Below are 17,502 nucleotides of genomic sequence, written 5' to 3' on the forward strand. Positions count from 1 at the left end.
CTCGCCCCTCGGCCAAAACAGAGACCTCCCGCACCCCGCCCCGCGTGTCTTGTTCAGACGCGCCGGGACGGAGCCGGGAGGTCTCCGTTTTCACAGCCGGAGGCAGACTCAGCTCAGGCCGGAGTAGGCGTGCAGGCCCTTGAAGAAGACGTTCACGATCGTGAAGTTGAAGATCACAGCGGAGAACCCGACGATCGCCAGCCAGGCCGAGGGGTTGCCGCGCCAGCCGCGCGTCGCACGGGCGTGGATGTATCCGGCGTAGATGACCCAGATCACGAAGGTCCAGGTCTCCTTGACGTCGAAGCCCCAGAAGCGGCTCCAGGCGTAGTAGGCCCAGATGGACCCCGCGATGAGCGTGAAGGTCCAGAGGATGAAGCCGATGATGGTGAACATGTACGCCAGGCTCTCCAGGCGCACGGCGTTCGGGAAGGTACGGAGGAAGCCGGGCCCGGTCTTCTTCGCGCCTTCGCCGAGAAGTCGCTCACGTCGCGACTGCATCAGCTGGATCACCGACAGGGCGAATGCGAGGGCGAAGAACGCCGTCGCGACCGAGGCCACGAACACGTGGATGACGAGCCACACGCTCTTCAGCGGGTCCATCAGCGGCGAGACATCGACGTAGAAGTTCGTCGCACCGAGGCCGAGCAGCACCACGACGAGGCCGGTGATGAAGGTACCGAGGAAGCGCAGGTCGATGCGAGTGAGCACGACGAGGTACACCGCGATGATGAGCAGCGTGCCCATCATCGCGAACTCGTACAGGTTGGCCCACGGCACCCGGCCTGCCGCGATGCCACGGGTGACCGCGGCGGCGAGGTGGAAGAGGAAACCGAGCACGGTCAGGGAGGTACCGATCCGGGCCATCACGTATCGCTGCGGAGCGGCGTCTGCCACGGGAGCGCCGGTGGATGCGGTGATGCTGCCGCCACCGGCCCCGACGAGCACCGACTCGCGCACGTTCTGCGCATCGGCCGTCGCCTGCGAGCGCCGCGCGAGATCGAAGGCGTACGCCACGAAGGCCGCCGCGTAGATCGCGATCGCCGTCCAGAGCAGGACCGGCGAGATCACGTTGAGCTCGAGCATGGTGTCAGTCTACTTTCCGGGTGTCGGTTGCCGGGGCTTCCGGCTCGGCGGACTCGTCCGCGGGATCATCGATCGGTGGGCGCGCCGTGGTGCCCCCGGCCGCATCGAGCAGTCGGGCGTGACCGGCGACGAGGTCTTCCACGGCTGCCGCGAGCGTCGGGTCTTCCCCTCGCGCGAGGGCCGCGTACTCGAGGGCGATCTCGCCATCGTGCGCCGTGGCCTTGACCCACACGCGTCGGCGCGGAACGAACAGCGCGATCATGAGGCCGCCGAGGGCGAGCAGCGCGAAGCCGAGCACCCACACTCCGGACTCGTCGCGGTGGATCTGCAGCGAGGCGAAACGCTTCACCGACTCAGAGGCATCCGTCGCGCCGGCCGGCGACTCGTCCTCGAAGGTCACCGAGCCGAGGCCGTTGGGCAGCTGCGCGGTCTGTCCGGGGGCGAGCTCGATCGACTTCACGTCGGTGGTGCGGCCGGTGAGCTTTGTCATCCCGGTGGTGTCGAGCACGTAGACCGAGCGCGGCACGCCCTCGTTGATGCCGAGGTCGCCCGTGTACACGTCGAGCGTGAGCGTCGGGTTCGTGAGGTCGCCGTACGCGGAGAAGAACGCGCCGCTCTCGAGCACACCCGTCGTCGGGTAGAAGAACCCGACCAGGCCGACCTGCTCGGCCAGCCCGTCCGGCACCTTGAGCACGCCCAGCGAGGTCATGTTGTTGTCCTGAGGGAGGAACGGGGTGCTGTTCGTGAACACCACATTGCCTTCGGGGTCGCGCACGGTCACGGTCGGCGCGTAGCCGTTGCCGAGCAGGAAGACGTCGTCATCGGCCACCCCGAGCGGCTCGTTGACCTTGACGGACCCCGTGCGCTCCTCCCCGTTCTCCTGCACCGTGACGTTGGCGGAGAAGTCGCCGGCCTGTCCGGAGCCGGGCTCGCCGAACGGCTGATACGTCACATCGAACGAGTCGAGGCGCATCGAGTACGGGGCGAACGCATCGTCACCCACGAAGCGACCGCGGTTCATCGAGTCGTAGTCGAGGAGCGTGTTGGCGAACGTCTCCCCCTCCACCAGCACGCGCTGACCGGTGTACGAGAAACCGCCGCCGATGCCGACCGTGACGAGCACGCCCACGAGGGCGAGGTGGAAGATCAGGTTGCCGGTCTCGCGCCAGTAGCCGCGCTCGGCGGAGACTGAGAACGTGCGTCCGCGGTCGTAGCGCTCCACCCGGTAGCCGAGGGCCTTCAGCTGTTTCGTCGCGACGTCGATGGACGCGGCCGCCTCCGCTTCCGCATCACCCGTCTTGGTTCCGGAGTCCACAGCGGGATCGCGCGTGACGGCGCGGTAGTCCTCGAGTCGCTGCAGTCGAGCGGGAGTGCGCGGCGGACGCGCGCGCAGTGCCTTGGCGTGGTGCTTGATGCGCGGGATCACACACCCGACGAGCGAGGCGAACAGCAGCAGGTAGATCGCCGAGAACCACGGCGACAGGTACACATCGAACAGCTTCAGCCCGTCGAGCACCGGGAAGAGGTCGGGGTTGTCGCGCTCCCACTGCGTGACGCCGTTCGGGTCGGCCATCCGCTGCGGGAAGATCGAGCCCGGGATCGCGGCGATCGCGAGCACGAGCAGCAGGATGAGCGCCGTGCGCATCGAGGTCAGCTGACGCCAGCCCCAGCGCAGCCAGCCGACGAACCCCAGCCGCGGCTGGGTGATCGAGTCGTCGCCGTCGACGTGGTCGGACGGGCGGAGCGGATCGCTGGAGTCGCTGTTCGCGGCACCCTTGTTCTTGGTCATGGCCTTCTCAGTGCGGGGGTTCTTGTCGGAGCTGGTGGACGTCGTGGAGCGATCAGAGCGGGAGGATGACACTTCCGATCACCGCCGTCAGGCGCGACATGATGTCGGTCCAGAGGCCGGTCACCATCAGGATGCCCAGCAGGATCAGCATCACGCCGCCGACGATGTTGACGACCCGGACGTGGCGGCGGAGGAAGCCGACCGCTTTCGTCGCCCAGCCGAAGCCGAGGGCGACGAGCAGGAACGGGATCCCGAGGCCCAGCGAATAGGCCAGGCCGAGGAAACCTGCGCGCACCGGATCGCCGGCGTTGAAGGAGAGGGCGAGGATGGCCGCGAGCGTCGGCCCCATGCACGGTGCCCAGCCGATCCCGAGCGCAACCCCGAGGAGCGGCGCACCGACGATCCCCGCCTTGGAGTCGACGTGGAAGCGGAACTCCTTCTGCGCGAAGCCGAAGAGGCCGAGGAACACGAGGCCCATCCCGATGATGACCACGCCCAGGATGCGGGTGATGAGGTCACCCCACTGCAGCAGGAAGACCCCGGCCGTGCCGCCGAGCACGGTGTAGAGGATGAAGACGATCGTGAACCCGAGGATGAACAGCAGCACGCCCCCGACGAGTCGCCCCCGCGTCGCGGTTTCGGTGGTCTGCGTCGTCGTCTGACCTTCCGCACCGGCAGCAGCGGTCGACCGCGGAGCGACCGCACCGCCGAGGAAGCCGAGGTAACCGGGGACGAGAGGCAGCACGCACGGAGAGAGGAACGAGACGAGTCCCGCGAGCATCGCCACCGGGATCGCGATCCAGAGCGCCCCGGATCCGATGATCGCTTCGGGATTCACGACGTTCCCCGGGTGGTCACGACGTCTCCGCGAGGGCGTCCTTGACGAGCGTGGAGAGGATCGACTTGCCGTCGATCGGGCCGATGATGCGCGCGGCGACCCGGCCCTGCTTGTCGAGCACGAGGGTCGTCGGCGTCGCGGCGATCGGCGTCTCCTTCGCGAAGGCGAGCTTGGCCTGGGCGGTGTCGACGTCGATCAGGCTCGGGTACGTGACGCCGTACTCGTTCGCGAAGGCCACTGCCGTGTCCGCCTGGTCACGGGTGTTGATGCCGATGAACGCGACGTCCTGATCGCGGAAGTCCTGCCAGACACCTTCCAGATCGGCTGCTTCGAGGCGGCACGGCGCGCAGCCGGCATACCAGAAGTTGACGACAGCGACCTGTCCGGCGATGTCGGCGCTGTCGAACTCCTCGCCCTTCTCGGTCACTCCGCTGAAGACGACGGGTTCACCGCGCTCGGAGACCGGGATCTCGACGATCGCGCCGTCAGCGGCGACATAACCGGTGTTCTCGCCGTTCAGGAACGATTCGCTGACCGGATCGGGAGCGCAGGCGCTCAGACCGATGGCGAGCACCGCAGCGAGCGCGGCACCGACCGCACGGCGCGAGCGCCGTGTGCGGGAGGAGCGGCCGCTGCGGATCGGACGGACCGTCGAATCGCTTGGCACGACTCCGAGTTTACGCAGAGCTTCCTATGCGCGAGCCGGAAACGAGCACCCTCCGGAGGCCCATCAGAAGCGCGCCAGGACGTCGTCCACGCCCGCCCGGAACCGCGGACAGGTGGCGATGTCGTGCGCGCGGCAGCCCATCGCGTGCTCGGTCATCTCCCGCGATCGACGCATCTCCTCCATACGGCGATCGATGTCGTCCAGGTGCTGCTGCAACACCTGGTGCCGCCCGGCGCTCCCGTCGTCGAGCAGCACCGCGATCTGTTCGAGGCTCATCCCCGCTGCCTTGCTGCGCTGGATCACGGCGATGCGCACGACCTCATCCTCGCCGTAGCGCCGCCGCCCTGCGGAGTCGCGCGGAGGAGTGAGCAGCCCCACCGACTCCCAGTGCCGCAGCACGTTCGTCGGCAGCTCGAAGCGCTCGGCCACATCGCCGACGGACCAGGGGTGCGCATCGCTTGACTTCATGTTGACATGAAGTCACAGACTGACGGGGAAAGCAACCCCGCCACCGGAAGGACCCCCATGTACGACGCCATCGTGATCGGCGCAGGACCGGCAGGACTCCAGGCCGCACTGACCCTCGGACGGATGCACCGCTCGACTCTGCTCCTGGATTCGGGCGAGTACCGCAACGGCACCGTGCTGCACATGCACAACATGATCGGCGCGGACGGGATGCCACCCTCGGAGCTGCGCGCGACCGCCCGCGCCGAGCTCAAGGAGTACGACGACGTGGAGATCCGCGACGTGGCGGCGACGAGCGTCTCGGGCGTCGAGGGCGCGTTCGTCGTGGGCGTGGCCGACGGCACCATCGTCGAGGGACGTCGGGTCATCCTCGCCACGGGCGTCGCCGACGACCTTCCCGATGTCCCGGGGCTGCACGACCTGTGGGGCACATTCGCCTTCAGTTGCCCGTTCTGCGACGGACACGAGCATGCCGGCAGGGACATCGCCATCATCGGCGCCGCACCTCGGGCCGAGCACCTCATCGGCCTGTTGGGTCGGATCGCCGGGAACATCACCGTCGCACCCGTCGGGGAGGAGTTCGCAGACGACGAGATCCGAACTCTCGAGGCGAAAGGCGCGCAGGTGCGCCGCACGCCGGTCACCTCCGTCGAGAAGGTCGACGGAGGTGTCCGCGTTCACACGGACACCGACGAGAGCGTCGTCGACGGCGTCTTCATCTCCGCCGGGGAGATGCGCCAGCGGTCGCCGTTCGCCGCCCAGCTCGGACTGGGAATGCTCGACTCCGGGTGCATCGAGATCGACGAGTTCGGACGCACCTCGCGCCCCGGCGTCTTCGCTGCAGGCGACCTCGCGCACCGCGCGACCCTTCCCGGGCCCATGGCCTCAGTGCTGCTGGCCGCGGCTGCCGGTCAGCTCGCAGCGGTCGGCATCATCCAGTCGCTGCTGGCCGCTGAGCACTGACCGCGCTCGAATCGCGCGAAGGGCGCCATCCGTCATCAGGACGGCGCCCTTCGCGCGATTCGAGGACGGGGATCAGACGGCCCCGACATCGACGGCGCCGCCGGTCGCCGCAGGCTCGGCATACGCGACCTCACGCCAGACGTCGCCGACGCGCTCGAACGAGGTGACGCTCGAGAGGGCGCAGCGACGGGTGCGCGGGTCGTGCCGCAACGGCAGGCCGGCGACGCGGAGGTGGGTGATCCAGATCGGCGCCTGGTGCGACACCATCACGACGTCGCCGTCGGGCGCCGCGTCCCAGGCTTCGTCCATGACACCGAGCATCCGCTCCGCGATGGACGAGTAGGGCTCGCCCCAGCTGGGCAGCGAAGGCTGCCGCAGGTGCCACCAGTTCATGGGATTCATCAGCGAGCGACGCATCTGCGTCCCCTCGAACACGTTCGTCGGCTCGATCAGACGGATGTCGATCTCCGGCACGAGGTCGAAGCGCTCGGCGAACGGCTCTGCCGACTCCTGCGCGCGTTCGAGCGGCGACGCGTAGAGCGCGGAGACGGGAAGGTCGAGCGCCGCCACATGGTCGGCGGCCGCTGCGGCCATCCCCCGGCCCGCGTCGCTCAGGTGGTAGTCGGGAAGACGACCGTAGAGCACGCGGGCCGGATTGTGCACCTCGCCGTGTCGGACGAGGTGCAACCGGGACGCCGTCATCTCACGCCTTGCTGTAGCGCGAATCCCCGAAGCCGAGGATCAGGTACCCGATGTACGGGAAGAGGAACAGCAGGAAGAACGAGAAGACCCCGCCCTTGTTGAAGCGCTCGCCGAGCTTGAACGCGACGATGATCGCAAGGATCAGGTTCGCGATCGGGATGAGGTACAGCAGTGCGAACCAGCCGGACAGGCCGGCGATCTTCACCAGGAAGACGAGGTTCACGATCGGGATGATCGCGAGGATGCCGGGGTATCCGGCCTTCGTGAAGACCTTCCACAGCCCGATGGCGACGAGGATGTAGAAGACGAGCGCGATCAGGCCCGTGGTACCGGAGAAGATCGATGCGTAGAGATCGGAGATGCCGTTGTTGTCCACGTGCACCCTTTCTGTGTAAGAGCTGGGTCGTGGCGATCCTACTGATATGCCGGCCCGGGGGCGGGTGACCGGGCCGAAGACCTCCCGACCGCCCCCGTAGAATGGGCGGGTTCCCCATTTCCCAGATCAGAAGGAATACTCCGTGCTTCGCACCCACTCGGCAGGCTCTCTGCGAGCCGAGCACATCGGTCAGACCGTCACCCTCTCGGGTTGGGTCGATCGCCGTCGTGACCACGGAGGAGTCGCTTTCATCGATCTGCGGGACGCCTCCGGCATCGCCCAGGTCGTCATCCGCGACGAGGAGATCGCCCACCCGCTGCGCAACGAGTTCGTGCTGAAGGTGACCGGCGAGGTCTCGCTGCGCCCCGAGGGCAACGCGAACCCGAACCTGCCCACGGGCGAGATCGAGCTCATCGCGACCGACGTCGAGGTGCTGAACGAGTCCGCGCCTCTGCCCTTCCAGGTCTCCACAGCTCTCGCCGACACCGAGACCGTGGGCGAGGAAGCCCGCCTCAAGTACCGCTACCTCGACCTGCGCCGCCCGGCCCCGGCCGCTGCCCTGCGCCTGCGCTCGAACGTCTACAAGGCGATCCGCGACGTGCTGCACGCCGACGACTTCACCGAGGTCGAGACCCCGACCCTCACCCGCTCGACGCCTGAGGGCGCCCGTGACTTCCTGGTGCCCGCTCGTCTGAGCCCCGGCAGCTGGTACGCCCTGCCGCAGTCCCCCCAGCTGTTCAAGCAGCTGTTGATGGTCGGCGGCGTCGAGAAGTACTTCCAGATCGCGCGCTGCTACCGCGACGAGGACTTCCGCGCCGACCGGCAGCCGGAGTTCACGCAGCTCGACATCGAGATGAGCTTCGTCGACCAGGAAGACGTGATCACCCTCATGGAGTCGCTCATCGTGGCGATGTGGGCGACGATCGGCGTCGAGGTGGCCACGCCCCTGCCGCGCATGACCTACGCCGACGCCATGGCCAAGTACGGCTCCGACAAGCCCGACCTGCGCTTCGGCCTCGAGCTCGTCGACGCGACCGAGTACTTCCAGAACACCCCGTTCCGCGTCTTCCAGGCCGAGTACGTCGGTGCGGTGCGCATGCCCGGCGGCGCCTCGCAGCCGCGCAAGCAGCTCGACGCCTGGCAGGACTGGGCCAAGCAGCGCGGCGCACGCGGCCTCGCCTACGTCCTGTTCAACGAGGACGGCACGCTCGGTGGCCCCGCCGCGAAGAACCTGTCCGAGGCCGAGCAGGCCGGGCTCGCCGAGCTCGTCGGTGCCGAAGCCGGAGACTGCGTCTTCTTCGCCGCCGGTTCGACCAAGGAGAGCCGTGCGCTGCTCGGCGCCGCGCGCGTCGAGATCGGCCGTCGGCTCGGCTACCTGAACCCCGACGAGTTCGCGTTCACCTGGGTCGTCGACGCTCCGATGTTCGAGCCGGCAGCCGACGCCGTGGCCTCCGGCGATGTCGCCGTCGGCGCGGGGGCCTGGACGGCCGTGCACCACGCGTTCACCGGCCCGAAGCCCGAGTTCCAGGACACCTTCGACACCGACCCCGGCTCCGCTCTCGCCTACGCGTATGACATCGTCTGCAACGGCTCGGAGCTCGGTGGCGGCTCGATCCGCATCCACCGCGAAGACGTGCAGAAGCGTGTGTTCGAGGTCATGGGCATCAGCGACGAGCAGGCCGACGAGCAGTTCGGCTTCCTGCTCGACGCGTTCAAGTTCGGCGCACCGCCCCACGGCGGGATCGCACTCGGCATGGACCGCGTGCTGCAGCACCTGACCAAGACCGAGTCGATCCGCGAGGTCATCGCGTTCCCGAAGTCGGGCAACGGCTTCGACCCGCTGACCTCCGCCCCGGCACCGATCACCGACGCGCAGCGCGCCGAGGCCGGTGTCGACTACGAGCCCGAGGACGACGAGGCCTGACGCCCACCGCCTCGCGCGAGCTCAGGCACACACGCCGGATCAGGCGGTTCTGCGAAGAACCTGCCTGATCCGGCGTTTCTGCCTGATCCCCCAGGCCGCGCGCCGCAGAGCATCTCGAGCCTAGGACGAGAGCGCCGCGAACGCGGGAACGATGTTCTCGTTCCACACGTCGACGCCGAGCTTCGCGATCAGCGCGATGACGACGACGAGGAAGACCACGCGGATGAAGGTGGTCCCGCGCGAGATCGCCATCCGCGAGCCGAGGTAGCTGCCGGCGACGTTCGCGACTGCGAGGATGCCACCGAGCAGCCACAGCACGGCGCCGTGCGGGATGAACAGCATGAGCGCACCCGCGTTCGTCGCGAGGTTGACGATCTTGGCCTTGGCGCTCGCCTGCAGGAAGTCGTAGCCGAGCAGCGCGACCAGGGTGATCACGAGGAAGGTCCCGGTCCCCGGTCCGATCATGCCGTCGTAGAAGCCGATGCCGAGCCCCGCGGCACCCGCCATGATGTGGTGCTTGTGGCCGTGGAACCGCAACTGGGTCGCGGCGCCCATCTGCGGACGGAACGCGGTGAACAGTGCCACCGCGAGCAGCGCGATCACGATGATCGGCTTGAACGCGGCCGGCGGCAGCACCGTCGCGACGGCTGCTCCGCCGAAGGACCCGATCAACGCGATGATCGCCATCGGCACGGCAGTGCGCAGGTCGGGTCTGGCTCGTCGGTAGTAGGTCACACTGCTGGTCGCGGTGCCGAACACCGAGGCGAGTTTGTTGGTGGCGAGCGCCTGCACCGGGGAGATGCCGGGGATCAGCAGCAGGGCCGGCAGCTGCAGCAGCCCTCCCCCGCCGACGACCGCGTCGATCCAGCCGGCGCAGAACGCGGCGATCACCACGAGCAGCAGCACCCCCCACGTGAGCTGCTCGAGTCCGAGCACGGCGCCGATATCCACCTCGCCATGATTCCAGAGAGTCGGCACGACCCCCGCATCCGCGCTCGCACCGGACGCGGGCGCTGGCAGACTGGAGGCATGCTCGACGCCCTCCCGCTGCCCCAGCCGCTCGAATCGCGTATCGGAACCGCGCTCCTGCGCCGTGCGACGGTCGACGACACGGATGCCGTGATCACACTGCTCGCCGACGACCCGATCAGCGCGGCCCGCGGCGATGTGGCGTCCGACGAGGATCGTCCCGCGTACGCACGCGGGCTCGTCGAGATCCTGGCAGAGCCGTCGAACGATCTGCTCGTGGTCGAGCTCGACGGCACGATCGTCGGCACGCTGCAGCTCACCTCGATCCCCGGGATGGCGCGCCGCGGCGCGCGGCGGCTGCTCGTCGAGGCCGTGCGCGTGCAGAGCAGTCTGCGCTCGTCGGGCATCGGCTCCGCCGTGATGCGCTGGGTGGGCGAATCCGCGGCTCCCGCGGTCGGCGCGACGATGGTGCAGCTCACCTCCGATGCCGCCCGCACCGACGCGCACCGCTTCTACGAGCGGCTCGGCTACGTCGGCTCGCACCGCGGCTTCAAGTACAGCGTGCCGCAGGGCTGAGCTCCGCGGCCCTGTTCGGCCACCGGCTCGCCACCGTCCGTTCACCAGACCCGCGACGGGCGGCAACCTGCGCCTCATAGTGTCCTCTCGCAACCCGAAACCGGCTCACAGCGCCGGACACCGAGAGGACACTCATGGCTCGCTTCACCCGCCGCGCGCGCATCGGCGCCGGCATCGCCCTGGCCACCACGGCCGCACTCGCACTCACGGCCTGCTCCGGCGCAGCTGACGCGACCGGCGGAGGCAGCTCCGACGTCGACGCCTCCGCCGCGACCTCTGTCACCGACTTCGGCACCTTCGCCGACCTCGAGGCTGCAGCCAAGGCCGAAGGCTCGCTCAACGTCATCGCGCTCCCCCGCGACTGGGCGAACTACGGCGAGATCCTCGACCTGTTCGCCGAGAAGTACCCCGAGATCACCATCAACGAGGCCTCCCCCGACGTCTCGAGCGCCGAGGAGATCCAGGCGGCGAAGACCAACGAGGGCCTCGACACCGCGCCCGACGTGTTCGACATCGGCCTCACGGTCGCCCTGCAGAACACCGACGTCTTCGCGCCCTACAAGGTGCAGACCTGGGACGACATCCCCGAGGAGCTGAAGGAGCCCACCGGCCTCTTCGTCGGCGACTACGGCGGGTACATGTCGATCGGCTACGACTCGTCGAAGTTCGACGCTCCGGCCGAACTCTCCGACCTGCTCTCGGCCGACTACAAGGGCGCCGTCGCGATCAACGGCGACCCGACCCAGGCCGGTGCGGCCTTCGCCGCCGTCGGCCTCGCCACCGTGCAGTCCGACGGCACGCTCGACGACTTCCAGCCGGGCATCGACTTCTTCTCCGAGCTGCAGAAGGCCGGAAACCTGCTCAAGGTCGACGTGACCACCGCGACGATCGCGAGCGGCGAGACCCCCGTCGTGTTCGACTGGGACTACCTGAACGCCTCGCACACGGCCGACAACAAGGACTGGAAGGTCGTCGTGTTCGACGGCACCGGTTACGCCGGGTACTACAACCAGGCCATCAACGCCGACGCCCCGCACCCGGCTGCTGCCCGCCTGTGGCAGGAGTTCCTCTACAGCGACGAAGTGCAGAACCTCTGGCTGAAGGGCGGCGCCCGTCCGGTGCGCATGGAGGCCATGACCGACGCCGGCACGATCGACGCCGACCTCGCTGCGGCACTCCCCGAGGCACCGGAGGAGACGGTCGTCCCGACCGAGGAGCAGTCGACGAACGCCGGCACGCTGCTCGGCGAGAAGTGGGCCTCGGCGGTCCAGTGACCACCCTCACCGCAACGGGGGCGGATGCCGCGGCATCCGCCCCCACCACCTCCGCCGGGTCCTCGCCGCACGCGAGGGCCCGGCGGTCCGCTCCGTCCTTCGCCTGGCTCGGGCTCGTCCCGTTCGCCGCATACGTCGTGCTCTTCCTGGCGGTGCCGACGATCCTGTCGATCGGCTCCGGCTTCTTCACCAAGGACGGCTCCTTCACCTGGTCGAACATGTCGGCCCTCGCCGATCCCGTCGTGCTGAACACCTTCGCGAACTCCGCCGGGCTCTCGCTGCTCACCGCCGTGGTGGGTGCGCTCGTCGGTGCGCTCGTCTGCTACGCCCTGCTCGGCATGGACCCGGAAGGCCGAACGCGCTCGGCTGTGGACGCCGCGGCCGGTGTGCTCGCCCAGTTCGGCGGGGTCATGCTGGCGTTCGCCTTCATCGCGACCATCGGCATCCAGGGTGTCGTCACGGTCTTCCTGAAGGACTCGTTCGGCATCAACATCTTCGAGAACGGCACCTGGCTGTACGAGCTGCCCGGTCTCGTCCTCCCCTACTTCTACTTCCAGATCCCGCTCATGGTCATCACCTTCATGCCCGCCCTCGCCGCGCTCAAGCCGCAGTGGGCCGAGGCCAACCTCACGCTCGGCGGCACCCGCGCGAGCTTCTGGCTGCGCATCGGCATCCCGGTGCTCGCGCCGTCGTTCCTCGCCAGCCTGCTGCTGCTGTTCGCGAACTCGTTCTCGTCGTACGCCACCGCCGCCGCCCTCGCCAGTCAGGGAGCGCAGATCGTGCCGCTGCAGATTCGCACTGCCCTCACGAGCGAGACGGTCCTCGGCCGCGAGAACCTCGCCGGCGCCCTCGCGCTCGGCATGATCGTGATCGTCGGGATCGTGATGGCCCTGTACTCCCTCGTGCAACGACGCGCGGCCAGGTGGCAGTCGTGAACCGGCTCGGTCCCTCCCTCGCGACCCGCGGGGTCATCGGCATCCTCGTCGGTGCGTTCTTCGCCGTTCCCCTGGTGTCGACGTTCCTCTTCACGCTGCGCGACCCCGAGGGCGGGCTGTCGTTCGCCCGCTGGATCGCGCTGTTCGACCCCGCGGCGGCCGCTACCCTGAGGCCGATCTGGGCGGGTCTGGGCAACTCCCTGATCCTGGCCGTCGTCACGGTGGCCATCGTGCTGCTCCTGCTCGCCCCCACCATGATCCTGGTGAACCTGCGCTTCCCCAAGCTCAAACCCGCCTTCGAGTTCGCGGTGCTGCTGCCCATCTCCATCCCCGCCATCGTGCTCGTGGTCGGCCTCGCTCCCATCTACCTGCAGATCGGTCGCGCCTTCGGCACCGGCACCTGGACGCTCGCCTTCGCCTACGGGATCACCGTGCTGCCGTTCGCGTTCCGCTCGATCCAGGCGTCGATCGATGCCGCCGACCTGCGCACCCTCTCCGAGGCCGCACGGTCGCTCGGCGCCAGCTGGCCGACGGTCGTCCTCCGGGTGCTCGCTCCGAACCTCCGCCAGGGGCTGCTCGCCGCGTCGCTCATCTCCATCGCGGTGGTGCTCGGCGAGTTCACGATCGCCTCGCTCCTGAACCGCCAGGTGTTCCAGACCGCCATGGTCGTCGTGAACAAACAGGATCCCTATGCGCCGGCGATCTTCACGCTGCTCGCGCTGGTGTTCGTCTTCCTCCTGCTCCTCGTCATCGGCCGCGTCGCCCGCGGTACCGGAAAGGCCCGCTCATGACCCTCGACCACGCGCTGCCGCGCACCAAGGACAACCTGCTGCTCTCGCAGGCGGGCGAGGGAACGCGCGTCGAGCTGCAGGGCATCGTCAAGAGCTACGGCGGCAACCGGGTGCTGCACGGTGTCGACCTGGACATCGCCCCCGGGGAGTTCGTCTCGCTCCTCGGCCCCTCCGGCTGCGGCAAGACCACGCTGCTGCGTGTGCTCGCCGGTCTCGAGGGTGCGGATGAGGGCGCCGTGCTCCTGGGCGGCGGAGACGTCTCCCGAGTGCCCACGAACAAGCGCGACATCGGGATGGTCTTCCAGTCGTACTCGCTCTTCCCGCACCTGCGGGTCGCCGAGAACACCGCCTTCGGCCTGCGCCGGCGCGGGATCGCGAAGGCGGAGGCCTCGCGCCGCGCCGTCGATGCCCTCGCGCTGGTCGGACTCGCCGACTTCGCCGACCGCTTTCCGCACCAGCTCTCCGGCGGGCAGCAGCAGCGGGTGGCGCTCGCCCGTGCGCTGGTGACCGAGCCCAAGGTGCTGCTTCTCGACGAACCGCTCTCCGCGCTCGACGCGAAGGTGCGCGTGCAGCTGCGCGACGAGATCCGCCGCATCCAGCTGCGCCTCGGCATCACGACCGTGTTCGTCACCCACGACCAGGAGGAGGCGCTGGCCGTCTCCGACCGGATCGCCGTGATGAACGACGGTCGCATCGAGCAGATCGGTTCCCCCGAGCAGCTCTACACGATGCCCTCGACCGCCGGAGTCGCGGCTTTCGTCGGCCTGTCCAGCGTCGTATCCGGGGTCGCCGAGGGCGATCATGTGATGGTCTGGGGGCAGCGGCTTCCTCTGCAGTCACGGGCGGACGGGCCGGTCGATGTGTATCTGCGACCGGAAAACGTCTACTTCGCATCCGAGGCCGACGCCGCAGCCGATGCCCTGGTCGAGGAGAGCACCTTCCTCGGCAGCATGCGTCGTACGCTCGTCCGCACCGAATCCGGTGAGCTCGTCCGGGTGCAGCATGCGCCGGGCACCCACCCCGCGTTCGGGGATCGGGTGCGCATCGCGATCGCTCCCGAGCCTGTCGCCGTGCACCCGCGCGGTTGAGGTCGGAATCTTCCGCCTCGGACAGATCGCGTCTCCACTACGCGCAAATTCTACCCCTTGGGGTAGATTTTAGGGATCCATCTCGATAAAATCTACCCATGAGGGAAGATTCTCCGAACCCTACTTCGTCGACGGTCAGCATCGGCGATGCCGCGCGCGCGCTGAACCTCTCGGAGAAGTCCCTGCGACGCCTTGCTGACCGCGGCGACATCCCCTCGACTCGGACCGCAGGCGGCCACCGTCGGTTCACCCTCCCCGCCGTCCGGGCCGCCCTTGGCACGATCGCTCACACAGGACTCACCCACCGTGGAGAAGCCGACTGGACCGGCGACGTCGATCTCGTCGATCTCGACGAAGCGATCGTCTGGTCCCGGATCGCCACGGCACTGAGCCTCGACCCGAAATCCGAAGGGACGAGGATCATGAACTACGCATTCACCGAGATGCTGAACAACGCCATCGACCACAGCGGCGGCGGGCAGGCCATGGTCCGCGTGTGGAGCGCCCCTGACCAGCTCGCCTTCGAGATCCAGGATGACGGACTCGGAGCCTACCTCCGACTCCGAGACGGACTCGGACTCGAATCCGTTCTGGATGCGGCCGCGGAACTCACCAAGGGAAAGCGCACGACCTGGCCCGAGCGGCACACGGGCGAAGGGATCTTCTTCACCTCGAAGGCTGTGACCGAGTTCCGCCTCTCGGCCAATGGCATCCGCCTGACGATCGACAATCAACGCGACGACTACGCCCTGGGCGCCTCAGCGGTCACGGCAGGAACGCGCGTCGAGGCCGCACTCGACCTCCCCCCGACGACGACACTGCGCGAGGTCTTCCAGGAGTTCACAGACGACGATCTCCGATTTTCGCGCAGTCGTCCGCGCATCGAACTGTTCGGCACAGGACTCTCTTTCGTGTCGCGGTCCGAAGCGAGGCGCGTGCTCGCGGACATGACCGACTTCGACGACATCGACATCGACTTCACCGGCGTCGACGACGTCGGGCAGGGTTTCGTCGACGAGCTGTTCCGCGTGTGGCCATCGCAGAACACGGGCGTCCAGCTGCATCCCCTCAACATGAACGACGCCGTCGCCTTCATGGTTCGTCGCGGCATCGGGGTCCGGGGGAAGGGCTCTCTTCCCTCGGATGCCGAGTCCGGATAGCGTGAGGCGCGAGGGGCGGGGCTCCCTCCATCCGAGAGAGAAAGGACGCCTCATGGCAGGCAAATTCGAGCTGTACACCGACAAGTCCGGCGAGTACCGGTTCCGCCTGAAGGCCGGCAACGGCGAGGTCATCGCCATAAGCGAGGGCTACTCGTCGAAGTCCGCCGCTCTGAACGGCATCGACTCCGTGCGCCGCAACGCCGCGGACGCCGAGGTCGTCGAAGCCGACTGAGCTCGATACCCACGCTTCACGCCGAGACCCCCTGTCGCAGATGTCTGGGACAGGGGGTCTCGGTGATTTCGATGGGTCTCGGCGACCCGGGATCTCGGATCAGAGGACGCGCGAGAGGAAGTCCTTCGTGCGCTGATGCTGAGGGTTGCCGAGAACCTCGCGCGGGTCACCTTCCTCGACGATGTGCCCACCGTCCATGAAGATGAGGCGGGATCCGACTTCGCGTGCGAATCCCATCTCGTGCGTGACGACGAGCATCGTCATCCCCTCGTCGGCCAACGATCGCATGACCTGCAGCACCTCGCCGACCAGCTCGGGGTCGAGCGCCGAGGTGGGCTCGTCGAACAGCATCATGTCGGGGTTCATGCACAGTGCACGGGCGATCGCCACACGCTGCTGCTGCCCTCCCGACAGGTGCCCCGGGTAGGCGTCGGCCTTCTCCGCCAGACCGACCCGGGCGAGCATGGCGTGCGCGATCAGCTCGGCTTCCTTCTTCGACCGCTTCTTCACGCGCTGCTGGGCGATCGTGAGATTGCCCAGCACATCGAGGTGCGGGAAGAGGTTGAAGCTCTGGAAGACCATGCCGATGCGGGTGCGCACGCGGTCGATGTCGACGTCGGGGTCGGTGATGTCGATCCCCTCGATCAGCACCTTGCCGCCGGTCGGCTCCTCGAGCAGGTTCACCGAACGCAGCAGCGTCGACTTGCCCGAGCCCGAAGGTCCGATCACGCACACGACCTCGCCCTTGGTGACGGTGAGGTCGATGCCCTTGAGCACCTCGTTGTCGCCGAACGACTTCACGAGCCCCTGCACGTCGATCGCGGGGGCGTGGACATCAATCAGGTCGGTGATCATCGCTGCCTCGACATCCGTCGCTCCAGCCACGCACTGAAGCGCGTGAGCGGGATCGTCACGATCAGGTACAGGATCGCCGCCATGATCAGCGGCGTTCCGTTCGCGTTCTGCGTGCTCGCATCGCGGGCGAAGGTCGTGAGCTCCTTCGACCAGATGAACGAACCCGCCACGAAGAGCAGCGACGTGTCCTTCAGCAGCAGCACGAACTCGTTGGTCAGAGGCGGGATGATGATCCGGAACCCCTGCGGCACGATGATCCAGAACGTCGTCTTCATGGGCGACATGCCGAGGGAGCGCGCCGCCTCGGTCTGGCCCTTCGGAACGGCCTGGATGCCCGCACGGATCGTCTCGGCCATGTATGCCGAGGCGACGAGGACGAGACCGATGAGACCGAGCACGACCGGTCCGCCCAGCTTCGTGCCGGGCACGCCCAGCGCGATCGGCAGGATGAACGCGATGCCGAAGATCGTGAGGATCGCGGGGAGCCCCCGGAACAACTCGATCCAGCACGTCGCGATCCACCGGAACGGCGCGATGGTCGACAGCTTCATCAGTGCCAGCACGACTCCGAGCAGCAGCCCCCCGGCGAAGGCAACGGCCGTGAACCACAGCGTGTTGACCAACGCGGTCGTGATGATCCCGGGGAACATCTTCGCCGCGACTTCAGGATTGAAGAACAGCGGGCCGATCTTCGCCCAGTCGGTGCTCACGATCGCCCAGACGGCGATCGCGATCAGCACCACGTAGACCGTGTAGCGATACAGCTTGCTCTTGGTGGTACGCCTCAACGCCATCGTCGAGGACCTCCCGCT

General features: G+C 68.0%; 19 protein-coding genes. 9 read left to right on the forward strand and 10 right to left on the reverse strand.

Going from position 1 to position 17,502, the window contains the following annotated elements:
* Window positions 1–108 precede the first annotated feature (108 nt).
* The 5 genes from ccsB to GLO27_RS00325 all read right to left on the reverse strand — a co-directional run bounded on the left by ccsB (window position 109) and on the right by GLO27_RS00325 (window position 4,845).
* Window positions 109–1,083, reverse strand: a complete 975-nt coding sequence (gene ccsB / locus GLO27_RS00305) for a c-type cytochrome biogenesis protein CcsB (protein ID WP_021198980.1) — start codon at window positions 1,081–1,083, stop codon at window positions 109–111.
* 4 nt (window positions 1,084–1,087) lie between these two features.
* On the reverse strand, window positions 1,088–2,872 hold the full coding sequence (locus GLO27_RS00310) for a cytochrome c biogenesis protein ResB (protein ID WP_243844686.1): 1,785 nt from the start codon (window positions 2,870–2,872) through the stop codon (window positions 1,088–1,090).
* 52 nt (window positions 2,873–2,924) lie between these two features.
* A complete protein-coding gene (locus GLO27_RS00315; RefSeq protein ID WP_021198978.1) occupies window positions 2,925–3,710 on the reverse strand; it encodes a cytochrome c biogenesis protein CcdA in 786 nt (261 codons plus the stop codon).
* A 16-nt stretch (window positions 3,711–3,726) separates the two neighbouring features.
* Window positions 3,727–4,377 carry a TlpA disulfide reductase family protein gene (locus GLO27_RS00320; RefSeq protein ID WP_029259780.1) on the reverse strand — a complete coding sequence of 217 codons (651 nt, stop codon included), beginning with the start codon at window positions 4,375–4,377 and terminating at the stop codon, window positions 3,727–3,729.
* Window positions 4,378–4,440: 63 nt separating this feature from the next.
* Window positions 4,441–4,845: a MerR family transcriptional regulator gene (locus tag GLO27_RS00325; RefSeq protein WP_029265956.1), complete on the reverse strand. Its 405-nt coding sequence runs from the start codon at window positions 4,843–4,845 to the stop codon at window positions 4,441–4,443.
* A gap of 57 nt (window positions 4,846–4,902) precedes the next feature.
* Between GLO27_RS00325 and GLO27_RS00330 the strand changes: the two genes are divergently transcribed.
* Window positions 4,903–5,808, forward strand: a complete 906-nt coding sequence (locus GLO27_RS00330) for an NAD(P)/FAD-dependent oxidoreductase (protein ID WP_167253090.1) — start codon at window positions 4,903–4,905, stop codon at window positions 5,806–5,808.
* A 72-nt stretch (window positions 5,809–5,880) separates the two neighbouring features.
* Here GLO27_RS00330 and GLO27_RS00335 read toward each other — a convergent pair whose 3' ends face one another.
* Both GLO27_RS00335 and GLO27_RS00340 read right to left on the reverse strand, forming a co-directional pair.
* The gene (locus GLO27_RS00335; RefSeq protein ID WP_167253092.1) at window positions 5,881–6,510 is read right to left on the reverse strand and encodes a histidine phosphatase family protein; all 630 of its coding nucleotides are present in this window, start codon (window positions 6,508–6,510) and stop codon (window positions 5,881–5,883) included.
* Between the two features lies 1 nt (window position 6,511).
* Window positions 6,512–6,892, reverse strand: a complete 381-nt coding sequence (locus GLO27_RS00340; protein WP_021198042.1) for a DUF5684 domain-containing protein — start codon at window positions 6,890–6,892, stop codon at window positions 6,512–6,514.
* A 136-nt stretch (window positions 6,893–7,028) separates the two neighbouring features.
* On the opposite strand from GLO27_RS00340, the gene aspS reads away from it, so the two are divergent.
* Entirely contained in the window at window positions 7,029–8,810 is a 1,782-nt protein-coding gene (aspS, locus tag GLO27_RS00345; protein ID WP_021198043.1) for an aspartate--tRNA ligase, read from the forward strand.
* A gap of 120 nt (window positions 8,811–8,930) precedes the next feature.
* On the opposite strand, the gene GLO27_RS00350 is transcribed toward aspS, so the two are convergent.
* Window positions 8,931–9,761, reverse strand: a complete 831-nt coding sequence (locus GLO27_RS00350; RefSeq protein WP_021198044.1) for a TSUP family transporter — start codon at window positions 9,759–9,761, stop codon at window positions 8,931–8,933.
* Window positions 9,762–9,839: 78 nt separating this feature from the next.
* Between GLO27_RS00350 and GLO27_RS00355 the strand changes: the two genes are divergently transcribed.
* From GLO27_RS00355 to GLO27_RS00385, 7 genes are all read left to right on the forward strand, one after another.
* A complete protein-coding gene (locus GLO27_RS00355) occupies window positions 9,840–10,355 on the forward strand; it encodes a GNAT family N-acetyltransferase (protein ID WP_167253094.1) in 516 nt (171 codons plus the stop codon).
* Window positions 10,356–10,489: 134 nt separating this feature from the next.
* Window positions 10,490–11,629: an ABC transporter substrate-binding protein gene (locus tag GLO27_RS00360; RefSeq protein WP_021198046.1), complete on the forward strand. Its 1,140-nt coding sequence runs from the start codon at window positions 10,490–10,492 to the stop codon at window positions 11,627–11,629.
* The gene (locus GLO27_RS00365; RefSeq protein WP_235045202.1) at window positions 11,626–12,564 is read left to right on the forward strand and encodes an ABC transporter permease; all 939 of its coding nucleotides are present in this window, start codon (window positions 11,626–11,628) and stop codon (window positions 12,562–12,564) included. The genes GLO27_RS00360 and GLO27_RS00365 overlap by 4 nt, the downstream gene beginning before the upstream one ends.
* Complete coding sequence (locus GLO27_RS00370) at window positions 12,561–13,355, forward strand: ABC transporter permease subunit (protein ID WP_136025370.1); 795 nt, start codon at window positions 12,561–12,563, stop codon at window positions 13,353–13,355. The genes GLO27_RS00365 and GLO27_RS00370 overlap by 4 nt, the downstream gene beginning before the upstream one ends.
* Entirely contained in the window at window positions 13,352–14,443 is a 1,092-nt protein-coding gene (locus GLO27_RS00375; RefSeq protein WP_021198049.1) for an ABC transporter ATP-binding protein, read from the forward strand. Before GLO27_RS00370 ends, GLO27_RS00375 begins: the two co-directional genes overlap by 4 nt.
* A gap of 98 nt (window positions 14,444–14,541) precedes the next feature.
* Complete coding sequence (locus GLO27_RS00380; protein ID WP_167253096.1) at window positions 14,542–15,603, forward strand: DUF4325 domain-containing protein; 1,062 nt, start codon at window positions 14,542–14,544, stop codon at window positions 15,601–15,603.
* A gap of 52 nt (window positions 15,604–15,655) precedes the next feature.
* Window positions 15,656–15,835, forward strand: coding sequence for a YegP family protein (locus GLO27_RS00385; protein WP_021198051.1), 180 nt, complete (start codon window positions 15,656–15,658; stop codon window positions 15,833–15,835).
* Between the two features lie 99 nt (window positions 15,836–15,934).
* On the opposite strand, the gene GLO27_RS00390 is transcribed toward GLO27_RS00385, so the two are convergent.
* Window positions 15,935–16,690 (reverse strand): amino acid ABC transporter ATP-binding protein, encoded by a 756-nt coding sequence (locus GLO27_RS00390; protein ID WP_029259770.1) that lies wholly within the window; start codon window positions 16,688–16,690, stop codon window positions 15,935–15,937.
* Entirely contained in the window at window positions 16,687–17,484 is a 798-nt protein-coding gene (locus tag GLO27_RS00395; RefSeq protein ID WP_136025337.1) for an amino acid ABC transporter permease, read from the reverse strand. The genes GLO27_RS00390 and GLO27_RS00395 overlap by 4 nt, the downstream gene beginning before the upstream one ends.
* Window positions 17,485–17,502 lie beyond the last annotated feature (18 nt).

The sequence above is a fragment of the Microbacterium sp. Be9 genome (assembly GCF_011754135.1).
GTDB lineage: Bacteria > Actinomycetota > Actinomycetes > Actinomycetales > Microbacteriaceae > Microbacterium > Microbacterium maritypicum_A.

Bases quoted from the DNA above. Each gene is read 5' to 3' on its own strand.
- GLO27_RS00335 (WP_167253092.1), bottom strand. From the start codon at position 6,510: ATGACGGCGTCCCGGTTGCACCTCGTCCGACACGGCGAGGTGCACAAT.
- GLO27_RS00380 (WP_167253096.1), top strand. From the start codon at position 14,542: ATGAGGGAAGATTCTCCGAACCCTACTTCGTCGACGGTCAGCATCGGC.
- GLO27_RS00325 (WP_029265956.1), bottom strand. From the start codon at position 4,845: ATGAAGTCAAGCGATGCGCACCCCTGGTCCGTCGGCGATGTGGCCGAG.
- GLO27_RS00355 (WP_167253094.1), top strand. From the start codon at position 9,840: ATGCTCGACGCCCTCCCGCTGCCCCAGCCGCTCGAATCGCGTATCGGA.
- ccsB (WP_021198980.1), bottom strand. From the start codon at position 1,083: ATGCTCGAGCTCAACGTGATCTCGCCGGTCCTGCTCTGGACGGCGATC.
- GLO27_RS00330 (WP_167253090.1), top strand. From the start codon at position 4,903: ATGTACGACGCCATCGTGATCGGCGCAGGACCGGCAGGACTCCAGGCC.
- GLO27_RS00395 (WP_136025337.1), bottom strand. From the start codon at position 17,484: ATGGCGTTGAGGCGTACCACCAAGAGCAAGCTGTATCGCTACACGGTC.
- GLO27_RS00360 (WP_021198046.1), top strand. From the start codon at position 10,490: ATGGCTCGCTTCACCCGCCGCGCGCGCATCGGCGCCGGCATCGCCCTG.
- GLO27_RS00390 (WP_029259770.1), bottom strand. From the start codon at position 16,690: ATGATCACCGACCTGATTGATGTCCACGCCCCCGCGATCGACGTGCAG.
- GLO27_RS00310 (WP_243844686.1), bottom strand. From the start codon at position 2,872: ATGACCAAGAACAAGGGTGCCGCGAACAGCGACTCCAGCGATCCGCTC.
- GLO27_RS00375 (WP_021198049.1), top strand. From the start codon at position 13,352: ATGACCCTCGACCACGCGCTGCCGCGCACCAAGGACAACCTGCTGCTC.
- GLO27_RS00385 (WP_021198051.1), top strand. From the start codon at position 15,656: ATGGCAGGCAAATTCGAGCTGTACACCGACAAGTCCGGCGAGTACCGG.